This window comes from Rhizobacter sp. P2_G4 (genome assembly GCF_056403575.1).
The window spans coordinates 93,656-109,824 of sequence record NZ_JBFUFG010000009.1; the positions used below are offsets into that span (position 1 = coordinate 93,656).

The following is a 16,169-nucleotide window of genomic DNA, read 5'->3' on the forward strand; positions in this document are numbered from 1 at the left end:
CGCGGCGGCCACACGATGAACGCGGGACGCATCGGCAGGCGGGCAAGGGCGCTTCGGCTGGCATGGGCTGGGGCGCTCGCCGCGGTGCTTGCCGGCATGCTGCCGGCCACCGCTGCGCCGATCGATCCATTGGAATTGCCTGCGTCCGCCAGCCCGCTCGCAGCGCATGGTCCGCTGTTCGCCATTGCACGCGCCGGGACGCGACTGATTGCGGTGGGCCAGCGCGGCCACATCCTGACCTCTGACGACAACGGCGCGCATTGGCTGCAGGCCGAGGTGCCAGTCAGCACCGACCTGGTGGCGGTGCACTTTGCGAGCGCACAGCAGGGCTGGGCGGTGGGCCACGACGGCGTGATCCTGCACAGTGCCGATGGTGGACGCCGCTGGGTGCGTCAGCTCGACGGCCGAAAGGTGGCGGCACTGCTGATTGACGCCTACGCCAGCAGAACGGGCAGCACCGAGGCCGACGCCGCGCTCGTTGAAGCCAGGCGCATGTCGGCCGACGGCCCGGACCTGCCCTTCCTCGATGTCTGGTTCACCGACGAACGCAACGGCTTTGCCGTCGGCGCCTTCAATCTGATCTTTGTCACCAACGACGGCGGCGAGCACTGGCGGGCGGCCTCCGATCTGGCCGACAACCCGAAGGGCTACCACCTCTACGGCATCCGCGCGGTGGGTGACGAGGTCTACATGGTCGGCGAACTCGGTCTCGTGCTGCGCTTGAACCGCACGAGCCAGCGGTTCAGCGCGCTGCCCACCCCGTACCAGGGCACGTTCTTCGGCCTGCTGGCCACGCCCGACCTGCTGCTGGCCTACGGACTGCGCGGCAACGCATGGCGCTCGCGCGACGGAGGCAAGAGCTGGCAGCAGGTCGACACTGGTGTGCTGACCGGCCTGACCGGCGCCGCACTGCTCGGCGATGGCCGCATCGCACTCGTGAGCCAGGGCGGGCAGGTGCTCTTGAGCCGCGACAAAGCCGCCAGCTTCCAGCTGGTGACGGGCATCAAGCCACAGCCCATCTTCGGTATCAGCCCGGCGGGCGGCCGAGCGCTGGCGCTCGTCGGCGCACGCGGAGTCCGGATCGAGGTCCTCGAATGAACCGCCGAGAAACACCCGAGATCATGCCCAGCGCGATCGAGCGCCTCGACTTCGACCCCCGCTCCGGTAACCGGCTCGAACGGCTGGTGTTCAACCACCGCCTGTGGGTGGTGCTGATCTGCGCCGTCGCCTCGCTGTGGCTGGGCTTCGAGGCGACCAAGCTGCAGGTCAATGCGAGCTTCGAGAAGATGATTCCGCAGTCGCACCCGTACATCCGCAACTACCTCGACAACCGCAAGGACCTGGCCGGCATCAGCAACGCGGTGCGGGTGGTGGTGGAGAACACGAAGGGCGACATCTACGACCCGGCCTACATCGCCACGCTTGCGAAGATCAACGACGCACTCTTCCTGTTGCCGGGCACCGAGCGGGCATGGATGAAATCGCTTTGGACGCCGGTGGTGCGCTGGACCGAGGTCACCGAGGAAGGGCTGCAGGGCGGCCCGGTGATGCCCGAGAACCAGAGCGGGACGTCGGCGGCACTCTCCCAGTTGCGCCTGAACGTCGGCCGTGCCGGCATCGTCGGCAGCCTGGTCGGCAACGACCAGCGCTCGAGCATAATCATCGTGCCGCTGATGGACCGGACGGAGGACGGCAAGGCGCTCGACTACCGCGCCTATGCGCAGGCGCTCGACGGGATACGCCAGCGCTTCGAATCGCCGACGATCCGTATTCACATCGTCGGCTTCGCCAAGCTCGCGGGTGACCTGATCAGCGGCCTGGCCGAGGTGATGCTGTTCTTCGTCGTCGCCGCCGCGATCGCTGCCGTCATCATCGGGCTGCACACGCGCTGCTGGCGCAGCACGCTGCTGCTGATCGCGAGTTCGCTGCTCGGGGTGGTCTGGCTGCTCGGCGTGATGCAGCTGCTGGGCTTCGTGCTCGACCCGTATTCGATCCTCGTGCCGTTCCTGATCTTCTCGATCGGCTTGAGCCACGGCGCGCAGAAGATGAACGGCATCATGCAGGACATCGGCCGCGGCGCCGACAAGTACGTCGCGGCGCGCTACACCTTCCGACGCCTCTTCCTCGCCGGCCTGACCGCGCTGCTGACCAACGTGGTCGGTTTCGCGGTGCTGATGGTGATCGACATTCCGGTGATCCGCGAACTCGCGCTCACCACCAGCATCGGCGTGTGCATCCTGATCTTCACCAAGCTGCTGCTGGTGCCGGTGCTGCTTTCGTATATCGGCGTCAGCCCGGCGGCCGCGCGTCGCAGTCTGCGCGAAGGTGACGAAGAGGCCCACGGTGTCGGCATGGGCAGGGTCTGGGACGGGCTTGTCCAGTTCACCGAACGCAAGGCGGCGCGCGGGGCGGTGATCTGCGCCGCGCTGCTGGCGGTGGGCGCCTTTGCGATCAGCCTCAAGCTGCAGGTCGGCGACCTCGACGCCGGTGCGCCGGAGCTGCGGCCCGACTCACGCTACAACCGTGACAGTGCCTATGTCACCGCGAACTACGGCCTGTCGAGTGACCTGTTCGCGATCATCGTGAAGACACCGCCCGGCGGCTGCGACAAGGCCGCCGTGCTGCTTGAAAGCGATCGCCTCGGTTGGGCCTTGCGTCAGGACCCGAGCGTGCAGGACGTGATCTCGCTGCCCGAGGTGGTGCGCCGCTACACCGCCGGTGGCTTCGAGGGCTCACCGAAGTGGATGACGCTGCCGCGCAACCAGACGCTGGTGAACCAGGGCGTGCGGCCGGCGCTGCTGAACAACCCGGAGCTCAGCAACCAGGGCTGTGCCATCACGCCGGTGATTGCCTACCTCGCCGACCACAAGGCCGAGACCTTGAACCGGGTGCTGGGCATCGCCGAGCGCTTCGCCGCGCAGCACGACACCACCGGCTTGCAGTTTCTTCCGGCCGCGGGCTCGGCAGGCATCGAGGCGGTGACCAACATCGTCGTGCGGCAAGCCAACCGGACGATGCTGATCGTGCTCTACGGCGCCGTCACGCTGCTGTGCTTCATCACCTTCCGCAGCTGGCGGGCGGTGCTGGTGGCGCTGGTGCCGCTGGTGATCACCTCGCTCATGTGCGAGGCGCTGATGGTGCTGCTGGGCATCGGCGTGAAGGTGGCCACGCTGCCGGTGATCGCGCTCGGTGTCGGCGTGGGGGTCGACTACGCGCTCTATCTGCTGAGCGTGCAGCTCGCGCAGCAGCGCGCCGGCGTGCCGCTGCGGCTGGCCTACAAGCGCGCCGTGCTGTTCACCGGCAAGGTGGTCGCGATGGTCGGGCTCACGCTGGCCGCCGGCGTCATCACCTGGGCCTGGTCGCCGATCAAGTTCCAGGCCGACATGGGCTTGCTGCTGACCTTCATGTTCCTATGGAACATGGTCGGCGCGCTGGTGTTGATCCCGGCGCTCTCGCACTTTCTGCTGCCCTCGCGCGCGCCGACGATCGTCGGTTTCGAAGACGCCGGCATGCCCGTGGCGACTGCCACCAACCACCCGGCCGCGGCGCAGCGCGCGGCCGCTTGAAAGGAGCCACCATGCTCAAGGGAGTTCCCGTTCCGCCGCGCAGCAGCCTGACCGAGCGCGCCGCGCAGTTCGCCTATCCGGCACAGCCGACGGCAGGGCAGGGCGGCAGCGGCAGTGATGCATCGGCCGAGGCGTGGCCGTTGTCGCCCGGCAGCTTGATGGACAAGGCCACGGAGCAGACCGGTCTGAGCGACTTTGGTGACGAGCCTTTCCACGAGCCCTTGCGGGTGCTGTGCGAATCGCTCGAACAGGAGATGCTGCTGAGCCAAGCCGGCCGGCAGAGCGCGCACAGGCGCTTGCTCGGCATCCTCGTCACGCGCTTGCGCTTGCAGGCGCTGTGGAAACGCCGGCCCGAGATCCTCGAACTCGAGGTCCCGTCGCCCTGGTTCATCGTCGGCCTGCCGCGCAGCGGAACGACCTTCCTGCACCGCCTGCTCGCGCAAGACCCGGCGCTGCGCAGCGCGCCGTTCTGGGAGATATTGAACCCGCTGCCGCTCGGGAACAACGACACCGAGATCGTCCCTGCCGCCGAGGTGCCGCCGCCGCAACCCGACCCTCGCATCGCGCTGGCCGAACAGGCGCTGAGTTCGCTGCACCGCGTGGCCCCGGAACTGGTGCGCATGCATGAGATGCAGGCCGAGGCGCCCGACGAGGAGCTCGGCCTGCTGGCGTTGGGTTTCTGTTCCATGGGCTTCGAGTTCTCGTTCACCGTGCCCTCGTATGTGCGCTACTACGCGAGCCAGGACCACGAGGCAGGGTACCGCTACTTCCGCCGTGTGCTGCAGACCCTGCAATGGCTGCGGGGCGGCAGCCGCTGGGTGCTGAAGGCGCCCAGCCACATGGAGCAGCTGAAGCCGCTGCTCGCGGTGTTCCCGGATGCAACGGTCATCCAGACCCATCGCGATGCCGTCACCGCCACCGTGTCGCTGGCCAGCCTGACTTGCTATGGCGTGCGGGCGTACTTCGACCACCCGAACCCGCTCGTGATGGGGCGGAGCCTGTCGGGCGCCGTCGAGCGGCTGCTGCGCGGCATCGACCGCGACCGTGCGGTGGGCGACCCGCGCTTCGTCGACGTGCAATTCGCCGCGTTGATGGCCGACCCGATCACGATGGTGCGCAGCATCTACAGTGCCGCCGGACGAAAACTCACCGCCGCGGCCGAACAGGCCATGCGCGGCTGGATGGCCAGCAACCCGCGCGCCAAGCACGGCGCGCACGAGTACTCGGCCGAAGACTTCGGCATCGACGAAGGCGAGCGCCGCAAGGCGCTGCGCTTCTATCACGAGCGATTCAACGTGCCGACGGATGCGCACGCGTGAGCGCCGATCTCACACTGTCGGAAGCCTCTGCGATCGCCGAGGAGGCCTACATCTATGCGTATCCCATGCTGATGGGCTACGGCTACTTCTACCCCCAGGCCATCGACCCGCAAAGCAAGATGCACCAGGGCATGAACCGGCTGCATCACTTCCGGCAGCTCGGTGGCCCGTCGTTCCTGAACATCATTCCCTGGATCAACAACGACACACCGTACTCGGCAGGCTGGCTCGACCTGCGAGCCGAGCCCTTCGTGCTGAGCCTGCCGAGCTTCCCGGCGCATCGCTTCCAGGACGTCCAACTGATCGACCTGTTCACGCACAACTTCGCGTTCTTCGGCACGCGCGTGAACGGCAACGAGGCCACGCGCATCCTGATCGCCGGACCGGACTGGGAAGGAGAGCTGCCAGCCGGAGTCGACCACCTGGCGCATGCCGAGACCCGGCTGGTCAAGATCGTGACCCGCATCCTGCTCGAGCACGCCGACGACGGCGCTGCCATCCATGCGCTCGAAGACCAGTACCGGCTCGAACCGCTGAGCCGCTTCACCGGCGCGGGTGCGCCACCGGCCGCGGCGGCGATCGAGTTCCCGCCACCGTCGGCACCGAAGCTCGAAGCGCGCTCGGCCGACTTCATTCGCTACTTCAATTTTCTGCTGCCGCTGTGCAACGTGCCGGCCAGCGAACGCGCGATGTTCGAGCGCTTCGCCAGGATCGGCATCGCCGCCGGAACGCCCTTCGATGCGGATCGCCTGACGCCACCACTGCGCGAGGCGATCGATGCCGGCGTCGTGGCGGCGTACCGCCGCATCGAGGCCAAGGCCGCACGGCTCGACGACCGTGCGAATGGCTGGGAAATGCCGCTCGACCTGCGCGGAAACCGCGCTCGCATGGCCGGCGACGCTGCGGCTCTGCTTCGGAGAGCAGCCGCCGCGCTCTACGCCATCTGGGGCGTGGACGCCGAAGAAGGCCTCTACATGGTGGCGGACGTGGACGCACATGGCGTGGCACTCGACGGCTCACAACACCGCTACGAGATCCGCTTCGACGGCCCGCCCCCTGTCCATGCGTTCTGGTCGTTCACCGTCTACGACGCGAAGACCCGGCTGCTGGTCGAACACTCCAGCGGCCGCTACGCCGTGCGCGACCGCGATGCCGGCCAGCAGCGGGGCGACGATGGTTCGCTGACCTTGATCCTTCAACACCAATCGCCAGGGCGAGAGCGCGAGCCGAATTGGCTGCCCGTGCCTCTGCGGCCGTTCCAGGTCGTGGCGCGGCTCTACTGGCCCAAGCAGGAACTGCTCGACAAGACCTATCTGCCGCCGGGCATCCGCGTCGTCGGGTAGCGAGTCACGCTAAACCGGATACGTCGACGCAGCCAGATGATCCAGCGCTGATGTGCATGGCTTCATAGGAGCCGTTCAGCGCGCGTTCGACCCTGAGCCGCCATTCGATCCTCGAATCTCGCCGCCACGTAGTGGACATTCCCGGTCGCGGAGTTATGCCTTGGCCCTGTAGGGGCCGGGGCAGTACGGAACTACCCCTGCGTGGGCCGCCGCCAGTGCTTGGGTGTCACGCCCAATCGTCTTCGCATCGTCGTGCAAAGATGACTCTGGCTTGAAAACCCTGTGCTCGCGGCAATGTCTGTGAGCCGTTGATCGGTGTCCGCCAACAACTTGCGCGCGGCGGCGAGCCGCTGATCCATGATGAAACGGTGTGGCGTGATTCCGAGACTGTTCTTGAACAGCCGAAGGAAATGGAACCGACTGACACCGGCCGCCGTCGCCAGGTCGTCCAGGCCAACGTCTTCAGCCAACCGCTGCTGTATGACATCGAGAACGCGGGACTTCTGCGACGCCGTCAGCAGGCCGCGCTCACGCATGGATGCGCGCCCAGACACTCCCTTTTCGCTGAACAGGTGCGCGGCCAGGCCCAGGCTCAACGAGCTCGCGTAGAGCGAACCGTGCGGACTGCCGAGGCGCACTTCGTCGGCGATGAGCCGCATCAGCGCCGCGAGCTGACCGTCGCGCATCGTGAGATCCTGCCGCAACACACGCCGCTGCGGCGCCACCATCGCATCGAGATCACCGGCACGGGTGAGATCCGCAAAGTCCAGCTCGATCATCAAGCGCTGTGAACCCGGTTCGCAGTCCCAGCGAGTCCAGCGTATGTCCAGGTGGGGCGCGAAGAGACCGACCGAATCAGAACCAGGACTGAAGTCGCAATCGTCGTCATGGCTGACGATGCGCGCGCGAGTGCGTCCCCGCAAGATCATGGCCAGGGCCGCGTGCTCGCCGCGCTGACCTGTCACTTCCTTGGAGGTCGCTTCAAAGATGCCCAGCCGAAAGCCGGCCCAGGCTGCGGTTTGCGACTCGTGCAGCAACGAGGGCTCGGGCTGTCCGGTGGTGCCGCGCAGCCACGACATGTGCCGCGGCTCGAGCGACGAAGGTTGAACTGCAGGGGGTGCCATGGTCGCATCGATATTAGCGCGGCTGATGCGTCAACCTCCCGGTTCGCGAGGGACTTCCCTCCGCAATCCCGTGCAAATCGAGCAATTCGTTGAAATACCCGATGTCGTGGATCGCGTAGTTTGCCGACTGGAATCTGCAGTGGCCCGGAGGCGTCGGTTGTCGTCAGAGAACAAGCTCGATCTGAATCTACTCTCCGTGGTGGTGACCCTGCTGGACAGTGGCAGCGTGACACAGGCTGCGGTCAAGCTCGGGGTCAGCCAGCCGACCGTGAGCGCGGCGCTCGGCAAGTTGCGCGTTCACTTCGAAGATCCCCTGTTCGTTCGATCGGCGGACGGGATGTCTCCAACACCGCGCGGCGCGGAAGTCGCCAGCGCAGCCCGAGAGCTCCTTCGTCAGGTCGACGAGAAGCTGCGGCCGGAAGTGAGATTCGAACCGTCGCGCAGGCATCGGCCGTTCACCTTCGCCATGTCCGACGTCGGGGAGATCGTGTTCCTGCCGCGCATCGTCAAGGCCATTGCGGTCGCGTCGCCCGACACGCCCGTGCGCTCGGTCAGCATGCGCCCAGCGCATCTCGCGCAGGCACTTGAAGACGGCGACGTCGACTTGGCCGTGGGGTACTTCCCCGACTTGAAGAAGGGCGACTTCTTCCAGCAGCGGCTCTTCATGCACCACTTCGTTTGTCTGCTGCGAGCGGACCATCCGATTCAGGGATCCGCGCTGACGATGGGTGACTTCCTGAAGCTTCAGCACGTCGTCGTTCAATCCGAAGGGCGCAGCCAGGAGATCTTCGAGAGCCACCTGGAGGCTCAGGGGCTGGAGCGCCGCGTTGCCGTCTACACGCCGCACTTCCTGAGCGTTCGCCGCCTCATCGCGCAGTCCGACATGGTGGCCACGGTTCCGCACGCGCTGGGCATCGAATACGGCAGGGCCGCCTTCGGGCTCAAGTCGATGGAGCCGCCGTTTGCGTCGCCGCGCATCGAACTGCGCCAGCACTGGCACCGCAAAGTCCACAAGGACGCACGCAACATCTGGATCCGCAAAGTTGTCAGCGATCTCTTCAACGAGTCGACGGATGAGTGGTGACCTTCTCTGGCGTGATCAGGTTTTCCCTTAGCGCCGGATACTCCGCGCGCACCGTCTTGCGAGGGGAGCGCAAGGTGTATTTGCTTTCCTGATGATTGCCATCGGCCGGATCGACTTGTTGGACCTGCGCCCACTCGCGAGACTTCGCACCATGCAAAGTGAAGCGGAGTTTTCTCTTGGTGCGTAGACGAACAAAAGTGGCGATCGTTGGGGCCGGACCGGCCGGATTGCTTTTGGGCGCGCTGCTCGCGCGCCATGACATCGACGCAGTCATCGTCGAGCAAAGAAGCGCGGAATATGTCCAGGGCCGTATCCGGGCCGGTGTCCTCGAGCAGACCACCGTCGACCTGCTTCGCGAAGCCGGCGTTGCTGACCGTTGCCTCAAGGATGGTCTGACGCATGACGGCATCGAACTGTCGTTCGACGGCGGACTGCATCGCATCGATTTCCAGGCGCTCACTGGAAAGCATGTCACCGTCTATGGCCAGACGGAGGTGACCCATGACCTCATGCAGTCGCGCGCTGCCGGGAACCTGATCACCGACTACGAAGCTGCAGACGTCGAGATCAAGGACTTCGACGGCGAGCACCCTGTGGTGCGGTACGTGAAGAACGGGGTCGTCCACGAGCTCGCCTGCGACTTCATTGCCGGCTGCGACGGCTACCACGGCGTCTGCCGCGCAAGCGTGCCGCCCGAAGCGATCGCTACGCACGAAAAGGTCTACCCGTTCGGCTGGCTGGGCGTGCTGGCGGACGTGCCGCCGGTCGGGCCGGAGCTGATCTACGCCAACCACGAACGTGGGTTTGCCCTGTGCAGCCAACGCAGCAGGACGCGAAGCCGCTACTACGTCCAATGCTCGCTCGATGACCACATCGATCAGTGGAGCGACGATGCCTTCTGGGACGAGCTTCGGCGCCGCCTCCCTGCTGAGATCGCGGCGACCATCACGACCGGGCCATCGATCGAAAAGAGCATCGCGCCCTTGCGCAGTTTCGTGGCGGAGCCGATGCGGTTCGGCCGGCTCTTCCTTGCCGGCGATGCGGCACACATCGTGCCGCCCACCGGCGCCAAGGGATTGAACCTCGCCGCGACCGATGTCGGCTACCTGGCGCGAGGCCTCGCGGAGTACTACCTCGAAGGCGACAGTGCGGGTCTGAATCAGTACTCGGCGCGCTGCCTGTCGCGGGTGTGGAAGGCGGTGCGCTTCTCGTGGTGGTTCACCTCACTGATGCACCGTTTCCCCGAGGCAGGCACGTTCGGATATCGACTGCAACACGCCGAGTTGGCGTACCTGGTCGGATCCCGCGCGGCCTCCACTGCGCTGGCCGAGAACTACGTCGGCCTGCCGCTCTGATCCCGAACAAATCGCTAGCCAACAGAAGGAGACAACGCCGTGATATCCATAACCCTGCAGAACAAGTTCAAAGTTGCTGCCGCACTGACGCTCGTGTTGAGTGCCGCAGCTTGTGGCGGAGGAAGCGATGCGCCGGCTTTGCCGCCGGCCCCCGCCCCAGCGCCCACGCCAACCCCTACGCCGGTCAGCATCAGCGAGATCAAGGCCTGCTCCATGACGGGTGTGGGCGCAGCAGTGCTCAGTACCGATGCGCCGACGACCATCCTCGACGCGGTGCCGGGAACGATCGGTTCAGTGTCGTACTGTCTGGTCAAGGTGGTCGTCGCGCAGGCCGTCAACATCTGGGTCACGCTGCCGATGGGCGGGGCGTGGAACGGCGATCTGCGTTCCCAAGGCGGAGGCGTGTTCGCCGGCTCCGTGGCCGCTGAAACCGCTGCCGCTGCAGCAGGCTACATCGGCGTGCAGACCGACACCGGCCACTCGGGCTTTTTCCTCAGCGGCGCATTTGGAATGCTGTCGCCGGGCGTTGCCAACGTGGCGCTTCAGGAGGACTTCGCGTTTCGCTCCGAGCACCTGATGGCGGTGGTCGGCAAGCAGCTGGCGCGCGTCTTCTACGGGCAAGAACCGAACACGTCGTTCTGGTATGGCTGCTCGACTGGCGGCCGCCAGGGGATGATGATGGCGCAGCGCTATCCCGAGGACTACGACGGGATCCTGGCCGGCGCCCCGGCCATCCATTGGGATCGCTTCCAGGCGCAGCAGATCTGGCCCCAGGTCGTGATGCGACAAGACCTCGGCTACGTGCTGTCGGCTGCCAAGCAAACGCTCGCGACCAATGCCGCGATCGCGTCATGCGACATGGCAGACGGTGTCACCGACGGGCTGCTGAACGATCCGCGCCAGTGCACCTACAACCCGGTCGGCGACACAGCGATCACGAAGGACACCTGCACCCAGGCCGACGACACCTGCCTGACCAGAGCCGAGGCGGGCGTGATGCAGAAGATCTGGGGCGGCGCGCGCAACGCATCCGGCGTGCAACTGTGGCCCGGCACCGAACGCGGCGCGACGACGATCCCGATGGCGGGCGCGGTTCCGTTCGCTGCGGCGACCGAGCAGGCCAAGTACTTCGTCTACCTCGATCCCAACTGGGACTGGACGACCCTGACCTACGCGAACTATGGGGCGTTCTTCGACAAGACCGTTGCCATGGTCGGCCCGGTCCTCGGCACTGACGACCCGGATCTCGCCGCCTTCAAGGCGCATGGCGGGAAGTTGATCAACTATCACGGATGGGCCGACCCGCTGATCATGCCGGAGGGCACGACGCAGTACTACGAGGCGATGAACTCGAAGCTGGGCGGTGCAGCCGCGGTCAATACCTTCGCGCGGCTCTTCATGGTGCCCGGCATGGGCCACTGCAGCGGTGGCGACGGGCCTAACGCGTTCGGCCAGGACGGAGTTCCGAAAGCCGATGCCGACCACGACGCCTTCAAGGCGCTCGTCAAGTGGGTCAAGGAGGGTGCCGCGCCGGACCAGATCGTCGCGACCAAGTACACGGGCGACGATCCGACCCAGGCTGTGCTTCGCACCCGGCCCCTGTGCGTCTACCCGAAGGTGGCGAAGTACAAAGGCAACGGCAATACGGACGACGCCGCCAGCTTCAGTTGCGAAGCGCCCTGATTGCAGGGTCGAAGCGGCACAAGCGCGCTGGCAGCACCAGCGCGCTGCATTTGATTCATTCGATATGGAGAAGTAGTTTGAGCAGCACAAGACGACTCGTCGGGCAGGCCATCCTGGCCGCTCTCGCGATGACAAGCGGCGCAATGGTTCTTGCCGCAGACACGGGGCCGATCAAGATCGGCCTCATCCTGCCGATGACCGGCCAGTCGGCTTCGACAGGCCGGCAGATCGATGCGGCCGTGAAGCTCTGGATGGCGCAGAACGGCAACAAGGTTGCAGGCCGCACCGTCGAGGTCATCCTGAAGGACGACGGCGCCGTGCCCGATGCGACCAAGCGCATCGCGCAAGAGCTGATCGTCAACGACAAGGTCGCGGTGATCGCCGGCTTCGGCATCACGCCGACTGCGCTCGCCACCGCGCCGCTGGCGACGCAGAGCAAGACGCCACTGGTCGTGATGGCCGCCGCTACGAGCAGCATCACCGAGGCCTCGCCGTATATCGTGCGCACCAGCTTTACCTTGCCGCAGGTGACGGTCGCGCTCGCCGACTGGGCCGCGAAGAACAAGATCAAGAAGGCTGTCACGCTGGTGGCCGACTACGGCCCCGGCTTCGACGCCGAGAAGTTCTTCGACAGCCAGTTCCGCCTCGACGGCGGGCAGATCCTCGACAAGCTGCGCACGCCGCTGAAGGCGCCCGATTTCGCGCCAGTACTGCAACGCGTCATCGACACCAAGCCCGACGCGCTGTTCGTGTTCCTGCCTTCGGGGCAGGGCGCATCCTTCATGAAGCAGTTCACCGAGCGTGGCCTCGACAAGAGCGGCGTCAAGCTCATCGCCACCGGCGACGTCACCGACGACGACCAGTTGAACGACATGGGTGACGTGGCGCTCGGGGTTGTCACCTCGCACCACTACTCGGCCGCGCACCCGTCCGCGACGAACAAGAAGTTCGCCGAGGCCTTCCAGGCCGCGAACAAGGGCATGCGCCCGAATTTCATGGCCGTCGGCGGATACGACGGCATGCGCGTCATCTACAAGGCGCTCGAAGCCACCAAGGGCGAAGGCGGCGAGAAGCTGCTCAACGCGATGAAGGGCCAGGTGTTCGAGAGCCCGCGAGGTCCGGTGCTGATCGACGGCCAGACGCGCGACATCGTGCAGGATGTCTACATCCGCAAGGTCGAGCGCGTGCCGGCGATGAACAACGGCTTGTACAACGTCGAGTTCGACGTGATCAGGGCCGTGAAGGATCCGGGCAAGTCGAAGTGATGACGACGAGAAGAGGCTGCCTCTCGGCAGAGAGGTAGCTCGCACATGCTCACCCTGCTTTTTGATGGCATTGCCTACGGCATGCTGCTGTACGTGCTCGCGGTCGGCCTTGCGGTGACGCTGGGCCTGATGAACTTCATCAACCTCGCGCACGGCGCGTTCGCGATGGCCGGTGGCTACATCACCGTGCTCGCGATGAACCGACTCGGCGTGCCATTCCTGGCCTGCCTGCCGCTTGCTTTTGTCGGCGCGGCACTGATCGGCGCCGTGCTGGAGCCGCTCTTGTACCGAAGGCTGTATCGCAAGCCGCACCTCGACCAGGTGCTGTTCTCGATCGGTCTCGTGTTTATGTCGGTGACCAGCGCTGACTACCTTGTTGGCTCGATGCAGCAGAACATCACGCTGCCCGTCTGGCTGCAGGGTCGCTTCGACATCGAATGGGTCGGCATTGGCAAATATCGCTTGTTCATCATCGTCGTGTGTGCGCTGCTTGCGATCGGGTTGCAATGCGTGCTGTCGCGCACCCGGTTCGGAAGCCAATTGCGGGCGTCTGTGGACGACCCACGCGTCGCAAGCGGGCTCGGCTTGAACGTCGGCCGGATCTTCATCGCGACCTTTGCCGTCGGCTCTGGGCTGGCCGGGCTCGGCGGTGCGCTGGGTACCGAGCTGGTCGGACTGGACCCGACGTTTCCGCTGAAGTTCATGATCCACTTCTTGGTGGTCTGTGCTGTGGGTGGTACGACCACCCTGACCGGCCCGCTGCTGGCCGCGCTGCTGCTGGGCATCGCCGACGTGTTCGGCAAGTACTACGCACCCAAGCTCGGCGGGTTCATCGTCTACACATTGATGATCCTGATCTTGCTGGTGAGGCCGCAGGGGCTGTTCGTGCGAGCGGGGGGCGGCAAATGATGACCGCTGCCGATCGACTGAAACACGCCGCGCGCTGGCGCTGGTGGGAGTTCGCGCTGCTTGGCGCACTGCTGCTGTCGTGGCTGCTGCTGCCCGGCCATGCGCTGCTGCTCAACGAGATCGCGATCCTCGCGCTGTTTGCGCTCTCGCTCGACCTGATCCTTGGCTACTCGGGCATCGTCTCGCTCGGCCACGCGGCGTTCTTCGGCTTCGGCGCGTACGCGGCGGCGCTGTTCGCCAAGCTCGTGATGCCCGACCCCTGGGTCGGCATGATGGTCGCGATCACGCTGGCGGCGCTGCTCGGCGCAGTGACCAGCGTGCTGATCCTGCGCGGCACCGATCTGACGCGACTGATGGTCACGCTCGGGGTCGCCTCCATCCTCTACGAGCTCGCTAACAAGCTCGACTGGTTGACCGGCGGGGCCGACGGGTTGCAAGGCGTCGTGATGGGCCCGCTGCTGACGCCGTTCGGCCGCTTCGACTTCGACATCGCCGGTCGTGTCGGGTATGCCTACACGCTCTTCGTGCTGATCGTCTGCCTGCTCGTTGGGCGCCGCCTGGTGCACTCGCCGTTCGGATACTCACTGCAGGCCCTGCGAGACAACCGGCTGCGCGCAGCGAGCATCGGGCTGTCGGTCAACGCGCGGCTGATCACGGTGTACACGGTCGCCGGGGGGATCGCCGGCGCGGCCGGCGCACTTCTCGCCCAGACCAGCGGCTTCGCGTCGCTCGACGTGTTCGACTTTCACCGCAGCGCCGAGGTGTTGCTGGTGCTCGTCATCGGGGGCACGGGTTACCTGTACGGCGGCATCATCGGCGCGATCGTGTTCAAGCTGCTGCACGACCTGGTCTCGGCCTGGACGCCGCAGTACTGGAACTTCTGGCTCGGCGTGTTCCTTGTTGTCCTCGTGCTCGTCGGCCGCGAGCGGCTGATCCGGCCACGAACCTGGAGAAACTGATGCCCCCCACTCGTCGAGTACAACGATCGACCCCCCGTGGGGGTTGCGCCCGGCTTGGGGCGGCCCGGCGCTCGGGCGCGAAGCGATGAGCGATACCGTCCTCGAAACCCGCGGCCTGCTGAAGCGCTTCGGCGGCATCACGCCGACCAACGACGTCTCGATCCAGGTGGAGAAGGGCGCCCGGCGCGCGCTGATCGGCCCGAACGGCGCCGGCAAGACCACGCTGATCAACCTGCTGACTGGCGTGATCGAGCCGACGGCCGGCTCGATCTGGTTGGACGGGGCTGACATCACCCAGCTCACCCCGCACCAGCGCGTGCGCCGCGGCGTTGTGCGCACCTTCCAGATCAACCAGCTGTTCGGTGAGCTGACGCCGCTGCAGTCGCTCGCGCTCAGCGTCTCGGCGCAGCTCGGCATCTCGGCGCAATGGTGGAAGCGGCTCGGCACCGACACACGTGTGGCGCCGCGCTGCGACACCCTGCTGAAGCAGTTTCACCTCGATGACGTGGCCGATCAGCAGGTCAAGCACCTCGCCTACGGCAAGCGCCGGCTGCTCGAGATCGCGACCGCGCTCGCCTGCGAGCCGCGCGTACTGCTGCTCGACGAACCGGTCGCCGGCGTGCCCGAAGGCGAGCGCCAGGAGATCTTCGACATCATCAACGCACTGCCGCCCGAAGTGTCGGTATTGCTGATCGAACACGATATGGACCTGGTCTTCAACTTCGCGAAGAGCGTGACTGTGTTGGTCAACGGCGCAGTGTTCGCCGAGGGCGACGTGCAGACAATCTCGAACGACCCTCGCGTGAAGGCGGTGTACCTGGGCGAGTCGGCGGAAGGGCACGCGCATGGCTGAGCTCTTGAAGCTCGACGGGCTCAAGTCCGGCTATGGCGAAGCGGTCATCGTGCAGGGCATCAGCCTCATGCTCGAGCAGGGCCAGTCACTTGCGCTGCTCGGGCGCAATGGCACCGGCAAGACGACGCTCCTGAACACGCTGGTCGGCGTGACGCGTCGGCACGCCGGGCGCATCACGCTTGCCGGGGCGGACATCACGACGCTTGCGCCGCACGAGCGTGCCGCCGCTGGCATCGGCTGGGTGCCGCAGGAGCGCAACATCTTCAAGTCGCTGACGGTGCACGAGAACCTCACCGCAGTCGCGAGGCCCGGGCCGTGGACGGTGGCGCGCGCCTACGAGATGTTCCCGCGCCTGGCCGAGCGCAAGTCCAACATGGGCAACCAGCTCTCGGGTGGCGAGCAGCAGATGCTCGCGGTGGCACGCGCACTGGTGCTGAACCCGAAGCTGCTGCTGCTCGACGAGCCACTCGAGGGTCTCGCGCCGATCATCGTCGAGGAGCTGCTGCGCTCGATCGCGCGTGTGGTGCGCGACGAGGGCATGAGCGCGATCATCGTCGAGCAGAACCCGCGCATGATCCTGCCGATCACGCAGCGCGCGGTGGTGCTGGACCGCGGCAGCGTGGTGCATGAAGGCGCGAGCGCGGAGCTGATGGCCGACCGCGATCGGCTCGATCGCTGGCTCGCCGTCGCGAGACTTTGAATTCGACGA

Annotated in this window: 13 protein-coding genes; 12 read left to right on the forward strand and 1 reads right to left on the reverse strand. The window is 66.1% G+C overall.

What is annotated here, in order from left to right:
* Positions 1 to 15 precede the first annotated feature (15 nt).
* The 4 genes from AC1DYS_RS25385 to AC1DYS_RS25400 are packed head-to-tail and all read left to right on the forward strand — an operon-like array spanning position 16 to position 6,228.
* A complete protein-coding gene (locus AC1DYS_RS25385) occupies positions 16 to 1,098 on the forward strand; it encodes a WD40/YVTN/BNR-like repeat-containing protein (RefSeq protein WP_477904345.1) in 1,083 nt (360 codons plus the stop codon).
* Positions 1,095 to 3,566, forward strand: a complete 2,472-nt coding sequence (locus AC1DYS_RS25390) for an efflux RND transporter permease subunit (RefSeq protein WP_477904346.1) — start codon at positions 1,095 to 1,097, stop codon at positions 3,564 to 3,566. Before AC1DYS_RS25385 ends, AC1DYS_RS25390 begins: the two co-directional genes overlap by 4 nt.
* Positions 3,567 to 3,577: 11 nt before the next feature.
* Positions 3,578 to 4,885, forward strand: coding sequence for a sulfotransferase family protein (locus AC1DYS_RS25395; protein ID WP_477904347.1), 1,308 nt, complete (start codon positions 3,578 to 3,580; stop codon positions 4,883 to 4,885).
* On the forward strand, positions 4,882 to 6,228 hold the full coding sequence (locus tag AC1DYS_RS25400) for a DUF1254 domain-containing protein (RefSeq protein WP_477904348.1): 1,347 nt from the start codon (positions 4,882 to 4,884) through the stop codon (positions 6,226 to 6,228). Before AC1DYS_RS25395 ends, AC1DYS_RS25400 begins: the two co-directional genes overlap by 4 nt.
* Before the next feature lie 191 nt (positions 6,229 to 6,419).
* Here the strand turns inward: AC1DYS_RS25400 and AC1DYS_RS25405 are convergent, their stop codons facing one another.
* Positions 6,420 to 7,307: a helix-turn-helix domain-containing protein gene (locus tag AC1DYS_RS25405; RefSeq protein WP_477904349.1), complete on the reverse strand. Its 888-nt coding sequence runs from the start codon at positions 7,305 to 7,307 to the stop codon at positions 6,420 to 6,422.
* Positions 7,308 to 7,422: 115 nt separating this feature from the next.
* Here AC1DYS_RS25405 and AC1DYS_RS25410 point away from each other — a divergent pair, with 115 nt between their 5' ends.
* The 8 genes from AC1DYS_RS25410 (at position 7,423) to AC1DYS_RS25445 (ending at position 16,160) form a co-directional block, all read left to right on the forward strand.
* Positions 7,423 to 8,436, forward strand: a complete 1,014-nt coding sequence (locus AC1DYS_RS25410; protein ID WP_477904350.1) for a LysR family transcriptional regulator — start codon at positions 7,423 to 7,425, stop codon at positions 8,434 to 8,436.
* Positions 8,437 to 8,612: 176 nt separating this feature from the next.
* Positions 8,613 to 9,791 (forward strand): 4-hydroxybenzoate 3-monooxygenase, encoded by a 1,179-nt coding sequence (gene pobA, locus AC1DYS_RS25415; RefSeq protein ID WP_477904351.1) that lies wholly within the window; start codon positions 8,613 to 8,615, stop codon positions 9,789 to 9,791.
* A gap of 213 nt (positions 9,792 to 10,004) precedes the next feature.
* Positions 10,005 to 11,474: a tannase/feruloyl esterase family alpha/beta hydrolase gene (locus AC1DYS_RS25420; RefSeq protein WP_477904352.1), complete on the forward strand. Its 1,470-nt coding sequence runs from the start codon at positions 10,005 to 10,007 to the stop codon at positions 11,472 to 11,474.
* Between the two features lie 128 nt (positions 11,475 to 11,602).
* Complete coding sequence (locus tag AC1DYS_RS25425; RefSeq protein ID WP_477904411.1) at positions 11,603 to 12,739, forward strand: ABC transporter substrate-binding protein; 1,137 nt, start codon at positions 11,603 to 11,605, stop codon at positions 12,737 to 12,739.
* Positions 12,740 to 12,784: 45 nt separating this feature from the next.
* Positions 12,785 to 13,648, forward strand: a complete 864-nt coding sequence (locus AC1DYS_RS25430) for a branched-chain amino acid ABC transporter permease (protein WP_477904353.1) — start codon at positions 12,785 to 12,787, stop codon at positions 13,646 to 13,648.
* Complete coding sequence (locus tag AC1DYS_RS25435; protein WP_477904354.1) at positions 13,645 to 14,607, forward strand: branched-chain amino acid ABC transporter permease; 963 nt, start codon at positions 13,645 to 13,647, stop codon at positions 14,605 to 14,607. Before AC1DYS_RS25430 ends, AC1DYS_RS25435 begins: the two co-directional genes overlap by 4 nt.
* Before the next feature lie 85 nt (positions 14,608 to 14,692).
* Positions 14,693 to 15,460, forward strand: a complete 768-nt coding sequence (locus AC1DYS_RS25440) for an ABC transporter ATP-binding protein (RefSeq protein WP_477904355.1) — start codon at positions 14,693 to 14,695, stop codon at positions 15,458 to 15,460.
* Positions 15,453 to 16,160, forward strand: coding sequence for an ABC transporter ATP-binding protein (locus AC1DYS_RS25445; RefSeq protein WP_477904356.1), 708 nt, complete (start codon positions 15,453 to 15,455; stop codon positions 16,158 to 16,160). Before AC1DYS_RS25440 ends, AC1DYS_RS25445 begins: the two co-directional genes overlap by 8 nt.
* The last annotated feature ends 9 nt before the right edge of the window (positions 16,161 to 16,169 follow it).

What these genes read in the sequence shown, in the direction of transcription:
- AC1DYS_RS25405 (WP_477904349.1), bottom strand. Translation starts at nt 7,307, where the DNA reads ATGTCGTGGCTGCGCGGCACCACCGGACAGCCCGAGCCCTCGTTGCTG.
- AC1DYS_RS25385 (WP_477904345.1), top strand. Translation starts at nt 16, where the DNA reads ATGAACGCGGGACGCATCGGCAGGCGGGCAAGGGCGCTTCGGCTGGCA.
- AC1DYS_RS25390 (WP_477904346.1), top strand. Translation starts at nt 1,095, where the DNA reads ATGAACCGCCGAGAAACACCCGAGATCATGCCCAGCGCGATCGAGCGC.
- AC1DYS_RS25430 (WP_477904353.1), top strand. Translation starts at nt 12,785, where the DNA reads ATGCTCACCCTGCTTTTTGATGGCATTGCCTACGGCATGCTGCTGTAC.
- AC1DYS_RS25445 (WP_477904356.1), top strand. Translation starts at nt 15,453, where the DNA reads ATGGCTGAGCTCTTGAAGCTCGACGGGCTCAAGTCCGGCTATGGCGAA.
- AC1DYS_RS25425 (WP_477904411.1), top strand. Translation starts at nt 11,603, where the DNA reads ATGACAAGCGGCGCAATGGTTCTTGCCGCAGACACGGGGCCGATCAAG.
- AC1DYS_RS25435 (WP_477904354.1), top strand. Translation starts at nt 13,645, where the DNA reads ATGATGACCGCTGCCGATCGACTGAAACACGCCGCGCGCTGGCGCTGG.
- AC1DYS_RS25440 (WP_477904355.1), top strand. Translation starts at nt 14,693, where the DNA reads ATGAGCGATACCGTCCTCGAAACCCGCGGCCTGCTGAAGCGCTTCGGC.
- AC1DYS_RS25420 (WP_477904352.1), top strand. Translation starts at nt 10,005, where the DNA reads ATGACGGGTGTGGGCGCAGCAGTGCTCAGTACCGATGCGCCGACGACC.
- AC1DYS_RS25395 (WP_477904347.1), top strand. Translation starts at nt 3,578, where the DNA reads ATGCTCAAGGGAGTTCCCGTTCCGCCGCGCAGCAGCCTGACCGAGCGC.